This is a genomic window from Hyunsoonleella ulvae (genome assembly GCF_016827605.1).
In the GTDB taxonomy this organism is placed as follows: domain Bacteria; phylum Bacteroidota; class Bacteroidia; order Flavobacteriales; family Flavobacteriaceae; genus Jejuia; species Jejuia ulvae.
The window spans coordinates 271289-289923 of sequence record NZ_JAEPJQ010000004.1 but is presented as its reverse complement, the minus strand read 5'-3'; the positions used below and the strand labels follow the sequence as shown (position 1 = coordinate 289923).

The following is an 18635-nucleotide window of genomic DNA, read 5'->3' as shown; positions in this document are numbered from 1 at the left end:
CTTACGTTCAAAAGCTATTCCAAAAAATAATAAATACGTAAAAACTTTCGTTCGATGAGGGAAGTTAATCATTTTATGAGTAAAACGAACTTAAAACGTATTAACGAAATACTAAATCTTAAGATTATCTTAATCGGAAACTAAAATCACTTAAAACATTTATTTTTGCGATAATGTACCTCAAAACCATGAAATACCTCTTATTCCTTTTTCTATTGCCGTTTATTGCTGTTTCTCAGGAATCACTTGAAGAGGTAGAGCAACATATAGGGCAAAAGAACTTTAAATCTGCAGAGACTACCGTATTGTTATACCTAGAAGAGCATCCACAGCATTTAAAGGCTTTAGAGCTTTTAGGCGATGCTTACGGACACCAAGAAAAATGGGATGACGCTATAGATATCTATAAAAAGTTAGTGGACGCCAACCCTAATGTAGCTAACTACCACTACAAATATGGAGGTGTTTTAGGTATGAAAGCCTTACAGAATAAGTTTAAGGCCATTGGTCTTATTGGAGATATAAAATCATCGTTTTTAAAAGCAGCAGAGCTTGATAAAAACCATATTGATGTCCGTTGGGCTCTGGTGGAATTGTATATGCAATTGCCTGGAATTTTTGGAGGAAGTAAAAGCAAATCCTTAAAATACGCAGAGGAATTAGAGCAGTTATCCACAGTAGATGGCTATTTAGCTAAGGGCTACATATACGAATATGATGATGCTCCAGAATTAGCTGAAACGTATTATAAAAAGGCTATTGAAGAAGGTGGTTCCTTAACGTGTTTTAATAAGCTTACCGAATTTTACGAAAACAAAAGTCAACCAGAAAATGCCATAAAAAACATAGAAGAAGCCCAAAAAAAACACCAAAGAAATGCATTGCACTACCAAATAGGAAAGGTAGCGGCAGAATATAATATTCAGTTAGAAAAAGGGGAAAAATGCTTAAATACGTATTTAAGCAATTATTCAGCTAAAGATGGTGTGCCAAAGGCATGGGCGCACTACCGTTTGGCTCAAATTTATACATACAAAGAAAACAAAGCGAAAGCATTGGAACACATAGATTTTGCGTTATCCGAGCTCCCCAAAATAAAGCCATTTAAAACGCAAAAAGAAAAGATATTACAACTTTAGCTTTTGTGCAGATCTTTTGTTTTGTCATTCCTGCGACATGTGCTGAACTTGTTTCAGTAAGGCAGGAATCCATAAATATTTACAGTGTAAAATTAAAAGTCAGTCTTATTAATAAATAAAAAAAGGATGCCGCTGCAATCCCTAATGCAGAAAGGAACATCCATCTTTTCATGTGGAATATCAACTTTTATACATTAAACTTTTTGAACTTTAAACTGATAGTTTGATATTTGTTACATGAACGTACATTTTATAGCCATTGGCGGTGCTGCAATGCACAACCTAGCCCTAGCCTTGCATAACAAAGGATATAACGTTACAGGAAGCGACGATACAATTTTTGAACCCTCGAAATCTAGGTTAGAAGCAAAAGGCTTACTGCCAAAAACTTTTGGTTGGTATCCTGAAAAAATCACGTCAGATTTAGACGCCATAGTTTTAGGGATGCATGCTAAAGAAGACAATCCAGAACTATTAAAGGCTCAAGAATTAGGTGTGAAAATTTACAGCTATCCAGAGTTTTTATACGAACAATCTAAACATAAAACCCGAGTAGTAATTGGTGGAAGCCACGGAAAAACTACTATTACTTCTATGATTTTACATGTAATGCATTATCATGACAGGGATGTAGATTATATGGTAGGAGCCCAGTTGGAAGGGTTTGATGTCATGGTAAAACTTACCGAGGATAACGATTTTATAGTTTTAGAAGGCGATGAATATTTAAGTTCTCCCATTGATAGACGTCCAAAATTTCATTTATACAAACCAAATATTGCGTTGCTAAGTGGTATAGCTTGGGATCATATTAATGTGTTTCCAACTTACGAAAATTACGTAGAGCAGTTTAGCATTTTTGTGGATTCTATAGTGTCTGGAGGTAGTATAAATTATAACGAAGAAGATCCTGAGGTAAAACATGTAGTGGAGGCTAGCGAGAACACCATTAGGAAATTACCATACCAAACCCCCGCATATACCGTTGAAAATGGACAAACACTCCTAGAAACTCCAGAAGGCAATTTGCCCATTGAAGTATTTGGTAAGCACAACCTTAACAATTTGGCTGGAGCCAAATGGATTTGCCAACACATGGGTATAGATGAAGATGATTTCTACGAAGCTATATCAACTTTTAAAGGTGCAAGTAAACGCCTTGAAAAAATAGCAGAAAGCCCAAAGAGTGTGGCTTATAAAGATTTTGCGCATTCTCCAAGTAAAGTAGAAGCTACTACAAAAGCCGTAAAAGAACAATACCAAAACCGAACTTTGGTAGCTTGCCTAGAATTACACACCTACAGCAGTTTAAATGCTGAATTTTTAAAAGAATACAAAGGTGCACTAGATACAGCAGATGTTGCTGTTGTGTTTTATTCCCCACATGCTGTAGAAATAAAGAAATTGGAAGAAGTCACACATGAGCAAATTGCTAAAGCTTTTCAACGAGACGATTTAATTATTTATACCCATCCAGACGATTTTAAAAACTTTTTGTTCTCACAAAACTTTGATGATAAAGCGTTATTGCTAATGAGCTCTGGTAATTATGGAGGTTTGGATTTTGAGGAGGTTAAGGAATTGATAGAATAGCTTTTATCCTGAATCAAGTTCAGTATCTCATAATTTGTGCTTTTGTTGTGGATTCCGCATCAAGTGCGGAAAGACAAGCACCTTGATTTTTTGGGGGTAGTGAATTTATTTTGGTTAATTTCGTTTACCGGCTCTGTATAAATTTTGTTGCGTGTTTTCAAGCTAAAAATAAGCAAATTATTACTGATTAGAAGTCCGCGAGGGTTTTCGCAAGTAATCTAAAAGCTAGCAATAAAATTTATACTTCTTTGTTGTGTGTAGTGTTTTTTAGATATTATTCTCAATTTGTTCAATGAGTTTATCTTTATTAAGTCCGACACTTGTATAAATTATTTTTCCTTTTTTATCAATTAAAAAGAATGTAGGCGCAGCGTAAACCCCATAGTTTTTGGAAATATCTTTCCCGTTATATAATGTAGGTATTTCTACATTTTGTTTCTCCGAATATTCTATTAAAGCTTTAGTTGGTGTATTAGTAAATTCAATACCATAAATTGATAGCCCTTTGTCTTTATATTTTTTTTGAATTTCATTTAAAACAGGAGTTGCTTGAACACAACCTCCACAGTAAGGAAACCAAAATTCAAGTAAAACCAGATTCTTATCTTTGTCTGAAAGCTTGACGGGGCTATCTTTCAAGTCGGATAATTCCCAATCAGGTGCTTTTGTGCCAATCCAGTTTTTATTTTTCTTTTTTAGTCCATCAAAATAATCTTTATATGTAGACCTTAAATACCCTTTTGGAAATCTAGAATAATTCCAAATCGAATCATTTTTAGTATTGGGCGTTTTATAATTTGAAAATGTTGAATAATTATGACCATTATTTTCAGGCTGTATGTTTCCAAAGCGAATAGGTAGATAATCCTCTTTTGATATAAATAAGACATAATTTATAGGCCTAGTTACTTTTTCTTGTATTGTTGTAATCTCTCCTCCAAGACCAATGAATTTTCCTTTCATGTATATATTGAACTTATAACATTCCCTATTTTCAAGTATAGTATCTTTTGTTTGTATTATACTAACTGTAGAATCCGTAACAATTTCCGGAAGTATTTTACGAAGGGTGAAAAACGAATTTTGCATAAAAATCGAGCTGATTACTTGTCTTTTTATGGGCTTCTCATTATACAACAAAACTTCTTCTTTAGGTTGACTGCTAAACTCTAGCTTTCCATTAAAAACTTTTTCTCCATGATTTGATATGAAATGATATTTAGCACCGATTAGAGTGTCTTTACTAGAGAAGTCAAAATAACAAGTGGCACTATCTTTTCTATTTTGATTATATGATTTGTTAACATTTTCACTAATTACATCATATTCTATATTCTTTAAAGAAGTAAGTAGAAAAATCGTTTCATTCAGAATTTCTTTGTCAGTTTTTTTGCAACTAAAGAAAATAAATAGGCTTAATGCTAGAATGACATATTTTTTCATATTGTGGTTTTTAATTAAAATTTTCTTTTAGGTTGTTGTCTTGCCTTAGGTCAGTATTACACACAACGTGTTCACGGATATGTGCCGTTATTAATGGCTTATATCCGCCGGTAAACGAAGGTAGTTGAAAATTTTTACAAAGTCAAGGTTTTATGTACTCCCAAAATCCATCAAAAGCCCCTCATAAATCCACTTAGCCATAGCCTCTCTATTATTATAATTAAGAATACGTTTTTGGTCTTTTTTGTTTTTAATATTGCCTAACTCAATATATACCATAGCGGGTAAGGTGTTTTTTATGACATACAGTTTTCTTGAACTTACAGTCCCAGAATAGATGCGATTAGGTTGGTGTTTAGCGTACTTCTTTTTGAATGTATTATGAATATTTAAGGCCAATGTTTTACCACTTTTACTTTTGTGATGATGGTAAAAGAATACATCAATATTTTTACCCTTGCTTCTGCTATCAACATGTGTAACAATTAATCTTTGGTAGGCACCTTTATGCTTTAGGTATAGTTTATTTACTGCTTTGGTACGTTCATAAAGTCGTAGTTTTTGACTTAACGAAATTTGATTATTGGGATAACACACTTCATCATAATCTACCTCTAAAACGCGTTTGTCTCTAATACCATCGTTTTTATCTTTAATAATAATGTAAACCTTAGCGCCATTAGCGAGAAGCTTTCTAGCAAGTCTTAAGGTAACATCATAAGCATATTCATCTTCAGCAATTAATTTGCCGTTATAAGTTTCAATAGCACCGGGGTCTGGTCCACCATGACCAGAAATTAAATAATATACGGCGCCTTTTAGTGTTTTGCTTTCTCTTGGGAATACCTCGTGCTTTTTGCCAAAAAGGGTATTGGTAACGGTCTTACTTTTAGTAACGGTAATTGTATCTTTAAGCTTTGCTATAGAAGCTAATGGAACACTGTCCTTTGTTGTAATATCTTTAGGAATAACAATAGTGTCCTGTTTAACAATTGGTAATACATAAGTTTTGCCAATTAACAATTCATTATTTTTTAATCTGTCTTTATTAAGCGCTATAAATGCTTTAAAATATGTAGTAGGTTCTAAGCCATTTTTCCTTAATAAAGTATAAATGCCATCTCCCTTTTTAGCAGTAACTTCTTTTCCTGTGGTTTGAGCCACTAGGGTAATATTTGTTAAGAGAAAAAAGACAAGTAACGTTTTGGTCATAATGACATTTTAAGCTAATAATTACTTGAATGCAAACGGCGTAAAGTTATATTTATTATTAAATATCTTAAAGAGATACATCAAACAATAAATTTTTCTAATTGCTTTCGTTTTCGTTCTGGTAAAACATCTAAGTCTACTGCGATTTTTAGGAACTCTTGATTTTTGTCTTTGGAAAACAGCAAGCTATATAGCTCTGCTACGCTTAAGCTTTTTTCAGGACGACTTATAAGCGTTATGGTATCGTTTGTAGCTACTACTCCTTCTTCTAAAATACATACATAAGTACCAGGAAAACCATGTGCTATAAATTGTTTTAAAACCTTTTGCGTACCGAATTTTACCCCAAACTTAAAACAGGGCTCCCTAGGTTGGGTAACTTGTACTAGAGCATTGCCAATTTTATATATGTCGCCTACCATAATTTGCATTTCATTTAAGCCATTAACAGTGAGGTTTTCTCCAAACATACCCCATTTCCATTCAAGATTAGGATATAGTTTTTTCCAATACGGATAATGGTCTGCGGAAAATAAATAACATGCTTTATAATACCCACCATGCACTCTGGTGTCGGCAACATAATCCTCCTTAACACCTTCTTTCCCTAAAAAAATAGGCTTTGATGTAGGGGTTTTAAAAATACCAGTAGTAATGTCTTGATTTTGCCATAAAATAGTACGAGGCTCTGCTATGTTAGTGGATTGTATATGCATGGGTATTTGTTGAAAAGTTAATTAAAAGTACACTTTTTTTACATCAAATTTATGGGGATAGGGATTAACTTTTTCAAAATAAAACATTAAAAATTTTAATGTATAAACGAACTGTAATTTAGTAATAAAAACTTAAAAACATGTTGTTTTTTCTTATTGAAATAAAAGTTAAATTCTTAAAAATACGACAAAACGTTTGAAAAACACGATAAAATACATATATTTACAATATAAATGCCAACCCATGAAAACGAATCAGTTATCTTTAACCGAAGATAATTGGCACACGCGTATTGAAGATATATGCATAAATGCCAATTTATTTCTGCTATTTATATCTCCAGAGTTTAATCAACGAGATAAAGTTTTAAAAGCATTGAGCTTAAAATTTCCTGAAGCCATTATTACTGGATGTTCTACAGCAGGGGAAATAAGTGATGTTACAGTAAAGGACAACACAATTTCTTTAACCGCAATTGAATTAGAAAAAACAACGTTAAAAAAAGTTGCATTTAAAATTGAGGATAAAAACTGTAGCGAAAAAGCAGGAGCAGATATAGCCAAAGATTTATTGGCTAAAGATTTAAGTCATGTTTTAGTTTTAAGTGATGGCTTAAATGTAAATGGTGCCGAATTGGTTACCGGGTTAAAAAGTAAAGCACCAAAAGTAACTATTACCGGTGGTCTTGCAGCCGATGGCGCAAGTTTTAATAAAACTTTTGTAGTTGATGGGGCAAAAGCGGTAGACAAAACTATAATTGGTCTAGGTTTTTACGGAGATAGCTTAAAAGTAGGATGTAGCTCTAAAGGAGGTTGGGATAGTTTTGGAATTGAACGTTTGGTAACAAAGTCTGATAAAAATGTGCTCTACGAACTAGATGGTAAACCAGCTTTAGAAATTTATAAGTCATTCCTAGGTAATGAGGCTAATAATCTTCCAAGTTCAGGTTTGTTGTTTCCCTTAAGTTTAAGGACAACAGAAACGAATGCTCCGGTTGTAAGAACAATTTTGGCCGTATCTGAAGAAGACCAAAGTTTAACCTTTGCAGGAAATATTCCAGAAGGGTCGTATGTTAGACTCATGAAAGCCAATATTGATAGGCTTATTTTGGGAGCAGAAGATTCCGCAATTCTTGCCAATAAAGAACTTAAGGAAGACTCTGAATTAGCAATTTTAATTAGTTGTGTAGGAAGAAGGTTGGTACTAAAACAACTTGTAGAAGAAGAAATAGAGGTAGTAAGGGATGTAGTTGGAGAAAACCCAAACATTACAGGGTTTTATTCCTATGGGGAAATTGCCCCATTTGGCGAATTTTCCCCCTGCGAACTCCATAACCAAACAATGACCATAACAACCCTGGCAGAATGTTAAATAAAGAGCATCATAGATTATTAAGACGCCAGCTTAAACGGGTAGATAAGGAATTATTGGAGAATCCTAAGTTTACCGAGTTTCTTAATGTTGTGAATGATTCCTACAGGAGTTTTGATAAGGATATACTTCATATAGAAAACATATTAGAGTTAAGTTCTAAAGAATTATACACACTTAATCAGAAATTGATTAGAGAAAGGGATCATACCAAGAGTAGACTAAAAAACTTGGTCAATAACATTGGTGGTATCATTTTCGAAACAGATGTAGATGGTAATTTTACATTTTTAAATAACGCTTGGGCTGTATATTCAGGCTATAGTATCGAGGAATCCATAGGTAAAAATTATAAAGATTTCTTGATAAAAGAGCACATAGAGAGTAGTGTTAAAGTTGATAAGCTTTTTTCAAGAGAAAATAAATACATTAAGTTTATTTTTCATCATAAAAATAAAGATGATTTAAGATGGTTTGAATTAAAGTCTAAAGCGTTAAATGACGAGAATAACACCACCATAGGATTCATAGGAACCATAACAGATATTACAAATTTAAAGGAAACCCAAATTGAATTACAAAAGGCAAGTAAATCTAAGGATGAATTCCTATCTACAATGTCTCATGAAATAAGAACACCTTTAAATGCTGTAACAGGTTTAGCTAACATTCTTTTAATGGAAGATTATTTGCCAGAGCAAGCAGATCATCTTAAGGCATTAAAATATTCAGGAGAGCATTTACTGGGTTTAATTAATGATTTGTTGGATTTTAACAAAATAAAGTCTGGAAAGCTAAAACTTGTTGAAAAAGATTTTAGTTTAAGTTACTTGCTTGAGAATTTAAAGTCACATTTTGGTTTACGCACCGAGAAAAAAGGCATAGTATTTAACGTTGTAAAGGCTAACGATATTCCCAACAATATTATAGGTGATAAATTAAAACTAACCCAGGTTATAAAAAACCTTTTAAGCAATTCATTAAAGTTTACAGAAAAAGGAAGTATTATATTAAGTGTTAAAAACCTTGGTATAATTCGCAACAAGGTGCTATTGGAGTTTAAAGTAAAAGATACAGGAATTGGTATCTCAAAAGATAGGCAAGAATCTATATTTGAAAGTTTTATGCAAGCCACTACTGATACGTCAATAAAATACGGAGGTACAGGACTTGGATTATCAATTAGTAAGAAGTTATTAGAGCTGCAAAACAGTGACTTAATTGTTGAAAGTGAAGAAGGTAAAGGCTCTACATTCTCTTTTCAAGTATCATATAGGGTAAGTAATAGGTTAAATACATTTGAACCAGACATGATTAAGATGCAGCCTGTTTACAAACCATTAGATGTTAATGTGTTAGTTGCTGAAGATAATAAGATGAACGTACTAATTTTAAAACGTTTTTTCTTAAAATGGCAAGTAAATTATGTTATAGCAGAACATGGAGAACAAGTACTGGATTATTTTAAAGCCCCCGATTTTAATTTTGATTTGGTACTTATGGATTTACAAATGCCCATTTTAGATGGCTACAAAACAACCCGAATCATTAGAAATATGGAAGATACCGTTAAAGCCAATGTGCCAATAATAGCTTTAACTGCCTTTGCGCAAACTGATATTAAAGAAAAAACACAACGCTACGGTATGAGTGGCTTTATGAGTAAGCCCTTTAATCCAGAGAAGTTATATAAAACGCTACAATCCTACAGTAAAACAAACTTTAAAAAGAATATAGGATAATTTAATTCTACATTTTTAATAGAAATTAAATTAAAAAAAATGTAGCTTTAACCAATGCAAGAAAAACCTACATCTTTTCCAATTAAAGATTGGAATCAGGACGATCAACCTCGAGAAAAATTATCACAAAAAGGAAAGTTAGCTTTAAGTGATGCAGAATTAGTAGCCATTTTAATAGGTTCAGGTAATAAAGACGAAAGTGCCGTTGCGCTATGCAAACGTATTTTGGCAAGTGTTAATAATAATTTAAGTGCATTGGGGAGGCTTACCGTAAAACAACTTATGCAATTTAAAGGCATTGGAGAGGCTAAAGCTGTTACGATTGCAGCTGCCTTAGAGTTGGGAAGACGACGAAGAGGAGAGGAAGCTTTAGAAAAGAAAAAAATCACATCAAGTACATCTGTTTTTGAATTGATGCAGCCCATAATTGGAGAGTTGGAGCATGAAGAGTTTTGGGTTATTTATTTGAACAATTCTAACAAAGTCATTCAAAAAAATCAAATAAGCAAAGGTGGTATAACAGGTACTTTAGTTGATGTGCGCTTGGTAATGAAAAACGCATTAGAAGTAGGAGCTACAGGGTTAATATTATCCCATAATCATCCTTCAGGAACATTAAAACCTAGTGAAGCCGACAAGAAGATTACACAAAAATTAAAGTCTGCAGCCCTAGATTTAGATATACGCGTTTTAGACCATTTGATAATCACTGAAAAAGCATATTTTAGTTTTGCAGATAAAAATATTTTATAAGAACTCTTACTGATGACACTTTAATGTTACTCGTTTATACCCATAAAATATCGCCACGATTAAAATATGTATTTAAGCACATTTGTACACGTGTATTGGGTGTTAAAGTAGACTTTACTACTAGAATAGAAGAGTTTATTGCCCATGATAGTTTAAAAATGTCGTACACGAAACAGCAATTAGGAAGTGAGTTTTTTATAAAAAGTAATGAAATTTTGTTTGAGCAAGGACTATCGGATATAGATATTAACGTTCAAAAATGGGAAAACACAAAATGCTTCTTCTTTAATGGCGATAAAAGTGCATTACCATTTGATATTTTCGCTGCATCCTTTTACATGCTTTCTCGTTATGAGGAGTATTTACCCCACAGAAAAGACCAGTATGGTAGGTTTTTAGCAACAGAAAGTTTAGGATATAAGTATGAGTTTTTGCAGCAACCCGTTGTAGATGTTTGGGCATATAAATTCAAGGCTGCACTACAAGAGCAGTTTCCAAGTTTTAAATTTCCAGAAAGGACATATCGTATAAAACCAATCATAGACGTCCCTAGTCCATATAACTATAAGTTAAAAGGGGTTATGAGAACTTTGGGAGGTACAGTAAAGGATTTTTTTAGATTTAGATTTAAGGATTTATATGTAAGATATGCAGTGCTTTTTGGGCTAAAGCATGATCCGTTTGATACATTTAAATACATCATAAATAAACAAAAACAAACCCAATTTAAATTTTTAGTGTTCTTTTTTATTGGGTCTTACTCAACCTTTGATAAGGGTATCAATATTAACAAACGTAAGTATGTGTCTCTCATAAAACATGTTGCCGATTATTGTAAGGTGGGATTAAAGGCTTCGTATTTTTCGGTAAATAATATTGAAATGTTAAAACAGGAAAAGCGGCAAATGGAAGAGGTTTTAAATATAGATTTAAGGGAATCTCGGTTTTCGTTTTCTAAATTAAACTTACCAGAGTCTTACAGAAACCTAGTGCAGTTAGAAGTAAACCAAGATTACACAATGGGGTACACCGACCAAATAGGGTTTAGGGCAGGTACTTGTACACCATTTTTATTTTATGATTTAGATTATGAAGTGCAAACACCATTAAGAATATGTCCGTTCCATCTCATGGATTTTACGCTGTTGAAAACACTGTCATTATTAGATAAAAAGAAGGAGTTAGGTTTCATTATAAACCAAGTAAAGCAGGTAAATGGAGAGTTTGTACCAGTATTTCACAACTACACATTTTCTAGTACGGAAAGATGGAAGGGATTTAAAGAACTGTTTAATATTATTTTGGCTTCTGTGGATGAAAAAGCGTAACAGTATTACCGATGTTTTTTTTGATTTAGATCATACCCTTTGGAATTTTGAAAAAAATTCTGCACTAACTTTTAAAAAGATTTTTGAGATAAATAATATTGAAGTTGCTTTGAATGACTTTCTAGAGCATTATATCCCCATTAACTTTAAATATTGGAAATTATACAGAGAAGAACGCATACAAAAAGATGAATTACGATTGGCGCGCTTGAATGAAACATTTAAGTTGTTAAATGTCTCAGTGGAAGAAAAGATGATTCATCAATTATCTGAAGACTATATAAAACACCTATCAACGTTTAATTTTTTAATAGAAGATACTATAAACATACTGGAGTATCTAAAACCTAACTACAGGTTGCATATTATTACCAATGGGTTTAGTGAAGTACAGCATAAAAAGATGGATAGGTCAAAAATCATACACTATTTTGAGACGATTACAAACTCAGAAATTGCAGGCGTAAAGAAGCCAAACCCTAAAATATTCAATTTCGCATTGAATTTAGCTAAGACAGAATCTGGACGTAGTATAATGATTGGAGATAATTTAGAAGCTGATGTTGAAGGTGCTTTAAATATGGGAATGGATGCCATTTTTTTTAACCCAAATAAAACCCATGATAGCGAAGGCGTAAAGGATATATCAAAGTTAATAGAACTTAAACGGTTTTTATAAAGCAATACTTAACCAAAATAAAACGTTTTTATATTAATGATGAAAACTAAAATAAAATACTTGTGTTTAATAGTTATGGTGTTTTTAGTCCATAATTGTACAAAGCCAGTTGATTTTGATCAGGCTAGTGATTTGGTTATACAACCTGTTTTAGAATCCAGTCTCATATTTTACAAAGCTTCAGTAGGTGACTTTTTTATTGGAGGAAGTGAACAGGCCTCAGCAGAGGATTTTGTGGAAATAGATCTGTTTAGCGGTAGCTTTGTTCAAGATAATCTTGTTAAAATAGAATTTGTTTTCGAGATCGAAAACTCTATAAACAGGGCATACGAATTACGTATTAACTTTTTTGATGATACGGGGCAAGCCTTGGAAGGATTTACTATAAATACAGAAGCTTCTCCTAATAATGAAAATTTAATGTCGATGCATACAGAGGTTTTTGAAGGAGAAGCACTAGAGCGAATAAAACAATCAAGCATTCTAGCGTTTACACTTGTTATGTTAGACGGAGATGCTATTAATCAAAACTCACCTGGAGAAATTAGTTTAAAATCTAAAGCAGTAATGCATTTTAATATTGATTAATGGGCTCTAAAACGTTTTACATAGTTATATTTTTTGCGATGAATTTTTGTTTTTCGCAGAATAAACAGGTGCTATATGGCTTTTCTGAAATTCCGCAGTCGCTTTTATTAAACCCAGGCGCAAAAGTTAATAATAAGGGATATTTTGGCATACCCTTTTTATCTCATATACATTTAAATACGGGGTCTTCTGGGATTTCTGTTTACGATCTTTTTGCAGAAGATGGACAGGATTTTAATTTGAAATTAAGAAATGCAGTCAATAAGTTAAAATCTACCGATTATTTTACAACAACACAACAATTGGAAATTTTTTCTGGAGGTTTCGCAGCAGGCCCCTCCTACAATAAAAATAAATATTTTAGTTTTGGTTTATACCAAGAATTAGATATTATAAATTATTTTCCGAAGGATTATGCAGTTTTGGGACTGGAGGGTAACCAAACAAACATAGGTAGGCCTTTTCAGCTTGACCATTTAAGTGTTAATGCAGATGTGCTTACGGTACTCCATTTTGGCTATAATAAAAGAGTGGATGAAAAGGTTACATATGGTATACGAGGTAAAATTTATTCCAGTGTTTTTAATGTGAATTCTACTAGAAATAGTGGTAGGTTTATTACGCTGCAAGGAGAAAACAATATCTATCAACATGTTTTCAATTTAAATTTAGAAGCAAGAACATCAGGGTTAGGGAGCTTAGTAAACGATGATAATGATGATTTTGATCAAGATTTAAAGACCATAAGAAAACGCCTGTTATTTGGTCAAAACTTAGGGTTAGGTTTCGATATAGGATTTACCAATCAAATAAATGACCAATGGTATTTTGATGCTAGTTTGCTGGATATTGGTTTTATTAGGCATTCAAACGATACCGAAAATTACGTACTGCAAAACGATTTTGTTTTTGAAGGTATAGATCCATTATTCCCAGAATCAAACAATGGACAAACAGCAGATGAGTATTGGAGTGAAATAGAGGAGGAGTTTGAGGATCTTTTTGAAATAGATACAACACAAACAAAATACACGGTTTGGAGACCATTAAAGCTCAACACGTCTCTAAATTATGCATTTGGAAAGAAAAAAATTGAAGATTGTGATTGTTCAGCTGAAGATAGCGAATATTTAAATAGGGTAGGAGCGCAACTTTATGCTATAAAAAGACCAAGAGGCATACAGGCAGCACTTACCGCATATTACTATAGGCGTATTTTTAATGGTTTGAGAGCTAAAGCAACTTATACTATAGATTCGTACAGTTTTAGTAATTTAGGTTTGGGGATTTCTGCTAATATTTTTGGTTTGAACCTATATGTGATGGCTGATAATATTTTAGCATATCAAAATGTATATGATGCGCAAAGTGTATCTTTACAGCTAGGACTTAATTATATCTTTAGAAATGAAAACTAAATTAATCACTTTACCCATTATTTTTTTTATAGCTTTTAACACGTTTGCGCAAACAAATCTTAATCAATACAAGTATGTAATTGTGCCTAAAAAGTTCGATTTTCTTAAAGAACCAAATAAATATCGATTAAATGAGTTAGGTCAATTTTTATTCGATAAATACGGTTTTAATGCCATTATGGAGGGTAGTGATTATCCTAAAGACCTGATGTTAAATAGATGTTTAGCATTAAGATCTGATGTAACGAAAGCATCAGGAATGTTTACAACAAAGTTGCAGGTAATATTAAAAGACTGCAATGATAAAGTTGTTTATACCTCTAAAATGGGAGAAAGTAGGGAGAAGGAATATAAAACAGCCTATAATAAAGCGTTAAGAGCAGCATTTAGTTCTTTTGAAGGATTAGATTATAAATATATACCTAATGAGAATATCACGTCATCTCAATCCGTTGAAGTTGAAAGCGAAGTAAAAACCCAAACAGAGGAAGAGATCAAAAAATTAAAAGAGGAAATTGCATCTTTAAAAAAAGAGACAGCTAAAACTGAGAACAAAGTAACTGAGATAAAAAACGAGCCTCAAGTTAATACAGATGAGAGAAAGGTTGCCAAACCTAACGTAGAATCGGCAAAAGTAACATCTAATGTTCTTTATGCCCAAGCCATTGATAATGGTTTCCAATTAGTAGATAGCTCTCCAAAAGTAGTTTACAAAATAAAAACTACTGGAATTCCAGATGTATACATAGTTGAAAATAAGCCAGCCATAGTGTATAGAAAAGGAGATGGTTGGGTTTTGGAGCATCACACCCAAAATACAGTCATTATAGAAACACTAAATATCAAGTTTTAGTTTCAAAATTATGTTTCTAATAACCATACTTATCTTTCCAACGGTTTTTTAAAAACTCGCGATGGACATGCTCTCTGGCGTTATTGCCAGGTTCGTAAAGTGTTGTTCCCTTTAAGGCTTCGGGTAGAAATTCTTGATCAGCAAAACTATTATCATAGTTATGCGCATATTTATAGTCTTTGCCATAACCAAGTTCTTTCATAAGTTTTGTGGGGGCGTTTCTAATTTCTAAGGGTACAGGCAAATCACCAGTATCCTTAACTAATTGTTGTGCATTACCAATAGCCTTATAAGCTGCATTACTTTTAGGAGAGCATGCCAAATAGGTTGCACATTGGCTTAATATAATTCTAGATTCAGGATACCCAATAGTAGAAACCGCTTGGAATGTATTGTTAGCAATAACCAGGGCTGTAGGATTCGCATTTCCTATATCCTCACTTGCAGAAATTAAAAGTCTGCGGGCAATGAACTTAACATCTTCTCCGCCTTCAATCATTCGTGCAAGCCAATATACCGCTCCGTTTGGATCGCTACCACGAATAGACTTTATAAATGCCGAAACAATGTCATAATGTTGTTCTCCAGTTTTATCATATCTTACCGTATTATTCTGTACTTTGTCCAAAACATAATTATCAGTAATGGTAACGCTATCAGTATCGCTAGATGTAATAAGAAGCTCAAAAATATTTAATAACTTTCTAGCATCACCGCCAGATAGTCTCAAAAGCGCATTAGTTTCTTCAAGCGTTATGTTTTTTTTAGAAATCACTTCATCCGTTTCAATAGCACGGGTTAAAAGTATTTCTAAATCGTTTTTAGAAAAGGCATTTAAAATATAAACTTGACACCTAGAGAGTAAAGCAGGTATGATCTCAAAACTTGGATTTTCAGTAGTAGCACCTATTAACGTAATCCATCCTTTTTCAACGGCTTGCAGTAACGAATCTTGTTGCGATTTACTAAACCTATGTATTTCGTCAATAAAGAGAATAGGGTTTTTTGTGGTAAACAATCCGCCACTCTGCTTCGCTTTATCAATAACTTCTCTAATATCTTTAACACCAGAATTTATGGCGCTTAATGTGTAAAAAGGTCTTCCAGACTCAGTTGCAATTATATTAGCTAAAGTGGTTTTTCCAGTGCCAGGAGGTCCCCAAAACACCATAGAAGCAATCAGTCCATGTTTTAATTGCTGGGTTAATGCACCATTTTTTCCAACCAAATGTGTCTGACTTACATAATCTGTTAAACGCTTTGGTCGTAATCGTTCAGCTAAAGGAGCATTTGCATTCATATCGTAAAATTAAACCAATTTTATTTAAGTTTTGGGTGTGCCCCCGATAAAAATCGGGGTCAGGCCTGCCTGCCTGATGGCAGGCTTTACACTATATTTTTTTCTCGTGCCTCAAAAAAGGATGCCGCTGCAATCCCTCACGCACGTATCTGCCATTTTAGCACCAAAACCCAAAGTGGTTAACTATTTGCTATATTTATTATAATGAAACAACAACAAAATTTTAAATACAGTACCAGTATTGTAGCTTATCCTATTTTATTTGTACTAATTATTTGGCTTGTTTTTTGGTTCGAGGTGCGTTTTGGGTTTAAGTTTTCAAAATTTGGTATATATCCCCAAACACTATCAGGAGCCAAGGGTATAGTGCTAAGTCCGTTTATTCATGGAGATATTCAGCACTTATATCATAATAGTATTCCTCTTTTTGTATTGTCTATGGCATTGTTTTATTTCTATAAACCCATTGCTTGGAACGTTATCTTTTTAGGAATACTATTATCTGGGTTTTTAACATGGTGTATAGGCAGGCCTTCTTATCACATAGGTGCAAGTGGCTTGATTTATGTATTGGTTAGTTTTACTTTTTTTAAAGGTGTTTTTGCAAAACACTATAGGTTAATAGCGTTATCATTACTTGTAGTTTTTCTTTATGGAAGTATGATTTGGTATACATTACCCATAGAGGAAGGTATTTCATGGGAAGGACATCTTTCAGGATTAATTACAGGATTGGTTTTTGCCTTACTATTTAAAAGACACATTGCTAAACCAAAGAAGTATGCGTGGGAACAAGATAATTTTAATGAAGATGAAGATCCTTTTTTAAAACATTTTGATGAGCACGGTAACTTTATTGAGTTTAAGGAGACAGAAGAAGATTTACAAGAAAACAACGTAACTATAAATTACACTTTCAAGAAAAAAGAAGAATAAAGTTTATTGGCGTTGTCGTACAGCTTCATATAAAAACGCCCCGCAAGCAACTGAAACATTTAAGGATTCAATATCTCCCAAAAGAGGAAGCTTTGCCTTTTCGTCAACAACTTTAAGTGTAGATGGATTTATACCTCTACCTTCAGATCCCATGATGATGGCACAAGGTTCCTTAAAAGAAACACTGTACAGTACATTATCTGTTTTTTCAGTTGCAGCAATAACTTTTATTCCAGATGCTTGCATATAGAATACAGCATCTTTAATATGGTCTACCTTACAAATAGGTATTTTAAACACTGCTCCAGCACTGGTTTTTATGGTGTCTCCATTAACGGGAGCACCACCCTTTTTTTGTACTATAATACCATCAACACCAGTACATTCGGCAGTTCTAATAATAGCTCCAAAATTGCGTACATCATTTAATTGATCTAATAATAAAAATAAAGGTGTTTTTCCAGATTCAATAACATCTAAAACTAATGTTTCCAAATCGTAAAAATCAATAGGGGAAATTTGTGCAACGGCTCCTTGATGATTTTTTTTAGTAAGCCTATTAAGCTTTTCAGGAGGAACATAAGAAGTATTAATAGAATTTTTTCTCAGTGCTTGTTCTAATTCTGTATAGAGTTCTCCTTTAAGCCCTTTTTGTAAAAAAACCTTGTCTATACTTTTTCCTGAATTTATAGCTTCAATTATGGCTCTTATACCGAATATTTGGGTTTGGTTTTGCATTAGGCAAAAGTATAAAAGAAAAAGCCTCATTTTGTTGTAAAATGAGGCTTTTTCTTTATAATTTAACTTTATATGTTAAGGTATTGTAAACTCAAAACTAGTTCCAGCACCGTAACTTCCATCTGAAGCAAATATAACCTCATCATCAAAAGTTAAGCTAAATGGTCCAGCTCCATCCTCGAAGCCATCAAATATAACAAACGTATAAGATCCAGAGGCTAGACAAATATTTCTTGTAATACCTCCTTCTAGACCATCATAAGCTCCAAAACCTGCTGGCGTCAAACTTTCAAAAACAGTATCACCTGCTGCGTTTACTATTCTCCAATAAATTTCCTCTGGCCAATCGTCAAAAGTTATGTCTAATATTAATTCAGGGTTTGGGCATACTTGTTTTAAGTTTATTTGCATGGTTGCACCTATTTGTAAACCTTCTTGTGATACAAAATCTAAAGCTAAAATATCATCACCAGATGGATTAACATTTGGTCCTACAATATCAAGATTAAAAGTTCCTAAATTAGAATTTGCAGGAACTGTAACTGAAGTAGGAACTGAGTATGCCGAGGGATCAGCAGTTGTATCATCAGTATTTACAACAATATTAAAAGTACGGCTAGCACTACTAGTATTTGAGGTAGCCACTTTTATTTCTTCAGTTGCAGTTGCAGTAGGATCTACTCCTATCAAGGGTCTAGACTCAAAGCCTACATAGTTTACATCTAGTATAGCTGGCGTATCTTCGTTTTTCTCACAATTCGTGAACATACAAACGCTCAATGCAATCGTTAATATGGTTAATATTTTTTTCATAATCTTCTTGTT

At 33.1% G+C, this 18635-nt stretch carries 17 protein-coding genes; 11 read left to right on the top strand and 6 right to left on the bottom strand.

What is annotated here, in order from left to right:
- Window positions 1-188: 188 nt before the first annotated feature.
- Complete coding sequence (locus JS605_RS12535) at window positions 189-1139, top strand: tetratricopeptide repeat protein (RefSeq protein WP_203258060.1); 951 nt, start codon at window positions 189-191, stop codon at window positions 1137-1139.
- Window positions 1140-1376: 237 nt separating this feature from the next.
- Window positions 1377-2732 (top strand): UDP-N-acetylmuramate--L-alanine ligase, encoded by a 1356-nt coding sequence (locus tag JS605_RS12530; RefSeq protein WP_203258059.1) that lies wholly within the window; start codon window positions 1377-1379, stop codon window positions 2730-2732.
- Between the two features lie 267 nt (window positions 2733-2999).
- On the opposite strand, the gene JS605_RS12525 is transcribed toward JS605_RS12530, so the two are convergent.
- From JS605_RS12525 to JS605_RS12515, 3 genes are all read right to left on the bottom strand, one after another.
- The gene (locus JS605_RS12525) at window positions 3000-4175 is read right to left on the bottom strand and encodes a TlpA family protein disulfide reductase (protein WP_203258058.1); all 1176 of its coding nucleotides are present in this window, start codon (window positions 4173-4175) and stop codon (window positions 3000-3002) included.
- A 150-nt stretch (window positions 4176-4325) separates the two neighbouring features.
- Window positions 4326-5387, bottom strand: a complete 1062-nt coding sequence (locus JS605_RS12520) for an N-acetylmuramoyl-L-alanine amidase family protein (protein WP_203258057.1) — start codon at window positions 5385-5387, stop codon at window positions 4326-4328.
- 80 nt (window positions 5388-5467) lie between these two features.
- Window positions 5468-6103 carry an MOSC domain-containing protein gene (locus JS605_RS12515; protein WP_203258056.1) on the bottom strand — a complete coding sequence of 212 codons (636 nt, stop codon included), beginning with the start codon at window positions 6101-6103 and terminating at the stop codon, window positions 5468-5470.
- Between the two features lie 244 nt (window positions 6104-6347).
- Here JS605_RS12515 and JS605_RS12510 point away from each other — a divergent pair, with 244 nt between their 5' ends.
- From JS605_RS12510 to JS605_RS12475, 8 genes are read left to right on the top strand one after another with little or no spacing between them, the layout of a single operon-like run.
- Window positions 6348-7475 carry an FIST signal transduction protein gene (locus JS605_RS12510; protein WP_203258055.1) on the top strand — a complete coding sequence of 376 codons (1128 nt, stop codon included), beginning with the start codon at window positions 6348-6350 and terminating at the stop codon, window positions 7473-7475.
- The gene (locus tag JS605_RS12505; RefSeq protein WP_203258054.1) at window positions 7469-9217 is read left to right on the top strand and encodes a PAS domain-containing hybrid sensor histidine kinase/response regulator; all 1749 of its coding nucleotides are present in this window, start codon (window positions 7469-7471) and stop codon (window positions 9215-9217) included. The genes JS605_RS12510 and JS605_RS12505 overlap by 7 nt, the downstream gene beginning before the upstream one ends.
- 54 nt (window positions 9218-9271) lie before the next feature.
- A complete protein-coding gene (gene radC, locus JS605_RS12500) occupies window positions 9272-9970 on the top strand; it encodes a RadC family protein (protein ID WP_203258053.1) in 699 nt (232 codons plus the stop codon).
- A gap of 23 nt (window positions 9971-9993) precedes the next feature.
- Window positions 9994-11298: a polysaccharide deacetylase family protein gene (locus tag JS605_RS12495; RefSeq protein WP_203258052.1), complete on the top strand. Its 1305-nt coding sequence runs from the start codon at window positions 9994-9996 to the stop codon at window positions 11296-11298.
- Window positions 11285-11977 carry a YjjG family noncanonical pyrimidine nucleotidase gene (locus JS605_RS12490; protein WP_203258051.1) on the top strand — a complete coding sequence of 231 codons (693 nt, stop codon included), beginning with the start codon at window positions 11285-11287 and terminating at the stop codon, window positions 11975-11977. The genes JS605_RS12495 and JS605_RS12490 overlap by 14 nt, the downstream gene beginning before the upstream one ends.
- Before the next feature lie 36 nt (window positions 11978-12013).
- The gene (locus tag JS605_RS12485; protein WP_203258050.1) at window positions 12014-12565 is read left to right on the top strand and encodes a hypothetical protein; all 552 of its coding nucleotides are present in this window, start codon (window positions 12014-12016) and stop codon (window positions 12563-12565) included.
- A 38-nt stretch (window positions 12566-12603) separates the two neighbouring features.
- Entirely contained in the window at window positions 12604-13983 is a 1380-nt protein-coding gene (locus JS605_RS12480; RefSeq protein ID WP_239000339.1) for a DUF5723 family protein, read from the top strand.
- A complete protein-coding gene (locus JS605_RS12475; RefSeq protein ID WP_203258048.1) occupies window positions 13973-14836 on the top strand; it encodes a hypothetical protein in 864 nt (287 codons plus the stop codon). Before JS605_RS12480 ends, JS605_RS12475 begins: the two co-directional genes overlap by 11 nt.
- A gap of 16 nt (window positions 14837-14852) precedes the next feature.
- Here JS605_RS12475 and JS605_RS12470 read toward each other — a convergent pair whose 3' ends face one another.
- Complete coding sequence (locus JS605_RS12470; protein WP_203258047.1) at window positions 14853-16136, bottom strand: replication-associated recombination protein A; 1284 nt, start codon at window positions 16134-16136, stop codon at window positions 14853-14855.
- A gap of 204 nt (window positions 16137-16340) precedes the next feature.
- On the opposite strand from JS605_RS12470, the gene JS605_RS12465 reads away from it, so the two are divergent.
- Window positions 16341-17072: a rhomboid family intramembrane serine protease gene (locus JS605_RS12465; protein ID WP_203258046.1), complete on the top strand. Its 732-nt coding sequence runs from the start codon at window positions 16341-16343 to the stop codon at window positions 17070-17072.
- Window positions 17073-17075: 3 nt separating this feature from the next.
- Here the strand turns inward: JS605_RS12465 and rlmB are convergent, their stop codons facing one another.
- Both rlmB and JS605_RS12455 read right to left on the bottom strand, forming a co-directional pair.
- On the bottom strand, window positions 17076-17810 hold the full coding sequence (gene rlmB, locus JS605_RS12460) for a 23S rRNA (guanosine(2251)-2'-O)-methyltransferase RlmB (RefSeq protein WP_203258045.1): 735 nt from the start codon (window positions 17808-17810) through the stop codon (window positions 17076-17078).
- A 75-nt stretch (window positions 17811-17885) separates the two neighbouring features.
- Window positions 17886-18623: a hypothetical protein gene (locus JS605_RS12455; RefSeq protein ID WP_203258044.1), complete on the bottom strand. Its 738-nt coding sequence runs from the start codon at window positions 18621-18623 to the stop codon at window positions 17886-17888.
- Window positions 18624-18635 lie beyond the last annotated feature (12 nt).

Excerpts from the sequence above, each read along its gene's own strand:
- JS605_RS12535 (WP_203258060.1), top strand. The coding sequence starts at position 189 with ATGAAATACCTCTTATTCCTTTTTCTATTGCCGTTTATTGCTGTTTCT.
- JS605_RS12530 (WP_203258059.1), top strand. The coding sequence starts at position 1,377 with ATGAACGTACATTTTATAGCCATTGGCGGTGCTGCAATGCACAACCTA.
- JS605_RS12525 (WP_203258058.1), bottom strand. The coding sequence starts at position 4,175 with ATGAAAAAATATGTCATTCTAGCATTAAGCCTATTTATTTTCTTTAGT.
- JS605_RS12520 (WP_203258057.1), bottom strand. The coding sequence starts at position 5,387 with ATGACCAAAACGTTACTTGTCTTTTTTCTCTTAACAAATATTACCCTA.
- JS605_RS12515 (WP_203258056.1), bottom strand. The coding sequence starts at position 6,103 with ATGCATATACAATCCACTAACATAGCAGAGCCTCGTACTATTTTATGG.
- JS605_RS12510 (WP_203258055.1), top strand. The coding sequence starts at position 6,348 with ATGAAAACGAATCAGTTATCTTTAACCGAAGATAATTGGCACACGCGT.
- JS605_RS12505 (WP_203258054.1), top strand. The coding sequence starts at position 7,469 with ATGTTAAATAAAGAGCATCATAGATTATTAAGACGCCAGCTTAAACGG.
- radC (WP_203258053.1), top strand. The coding sequence starts at position 9,272 with ATGCAAGAAAAACCTACATCTTTTCCAATTAAAGATTGGAATCAGGAC.
- JS605_RS12495 (WP_203258052.1), top strand. The coding sequence starts at position 9,994 with ATGTTACTCGTTTATACCCATAAAATATCGCCACGATTAAAATATGTA.
- JS605_RS12490 (WP_203258051.1), top strand. The coding sequence starts at position 11,285 with ATGAAAAAGCGTAACAGTATTACCGATGTTTTTTTTGATTTAGATCAT.
- JS605_RS12485 (WP_203258050.1), top strand. The coding sequence starts at position 12,014 with ATGATGAAAACTAAAATAAAATACTTGTGTTTAATAGTTATGGTGTTT.
- JS605_RS12480 (WP_239000339.1), top strand. The coding sequence starts at position 12,604 with ATGAATTTTTGTTTTTCGCAGAATAAACAGGTGCTATATGGCTTTTCT.
- JS605_RS12475 (WP_203258048.1), top strand. The coding sequence starts at position 13,973 with ATGAAAACTAAATTAATCACTTTACCCATTATTTTTTTTATAGCTTTT.
- JS605_RS12470 (WP_203258047.1), bottom strand. The coding sequence starts at position 16,136 with ATGAATGCAAATGCTCCTTTAGCTGAACGATTACGACCAAAGCGTTTA.
- JS605_RS12465 (WP_203258046.1), top strand. The coding sequence starts at position 16,341 with ATGAAACAACAACAAAATTTTAAATACAGTACCAGTATTGTAGCTTAT.
- rlmB (WP_203258045.1), bottom strand. The coding sequence starts at position 17,810 with ATGCAAAACCAAACCCAAATATTCGGTATAAGAGCCATAATTGAAGCT.
- JS605_RS12455 (WP_203258044.1), bottom strand. The coding sequence starts at position 18,623 with ATGAAAAAAATATTAACCATATTAACGATTGCATTGAGCGTTTGTATG.